This is a genomic window from Enterococcus sp. S183_ASV_20 (assembly GCF_018919685.1).
GTDB classification, from domain to species: domain Bacteria; phylum Bacillota; class Bacilli; order Lactobacillales; family Enterococcaceae; genus Enterococcus; species Enterococcus faecalis.
In genome coordinates this window covers 1-577 of sequence record NZ_JAHLRI010000168.1, presented here as the reverse complement: position 1 = coordinate 577, position 577 = coordinate 1, and the positions used below count along the sequence as shown (strand labels likewise).

At 33.8% G+C, this 577-nt stretch carries 1 protein-coding gene; it reads right to left on the bottom strand.

Translation table 11 applies throughout. The features are described from left to right. A partial coding sequence (locus tag KQI94_RS16225; protein WP_216454669.1) for a DDE-type integrase/transposase/recombinase occupies positions 1 to 577 on the bottom strand: 577 nt, incomplete at both ends.

Sequence of the window (577 nt, the reverse complement as noted above, 5' to 3'; positions counted from 1 at the left end):
CGAGACATACTTTGAAAGATATTGTTGTCCTTTAATGTTTGTATATAGACATTCATTTGATAAGCCCAGCCTTGATCAGAGTGAAAGGTGCGCCGATAGGGACAATCATTTGTTTGAGAAATTGCTTCTTTCAGACCTTCCATAACTGTTTTACCATTTGGTTGAGTAGAAAGGCTATAGCTTAGAATTTCACTATTATACATATCCATAAATGGATCTAAGTATAGTTTTTTCTGACGAAAGATGCCTGCGTTATCTGCTTCAAAGTACTTAAATTCAGTTGTATCAGTTGTAATTTTTTGATGAGGAACAGAAGTTTTAAATCGGCGACGAATCAAATTTTTAGCGATTTTACCAACGGTTCCTTTATAGGAATTATATTTTCTTGATTTCTTAGTAAAAGCTTTGACTTGTAACTTTAACTTTTGTATTAATCGCTGGACTTTCTTTTTATTCACTTGAAATCCACGTCGTTTCAATTCTTGGGTCATCCTTCTATAGCCATAATGTTGATGTTTTTTACGAATCGCTTGAATTTCTTCTTCGATAATTTGTGTTGAAGCTGTTCTGTCGAGGC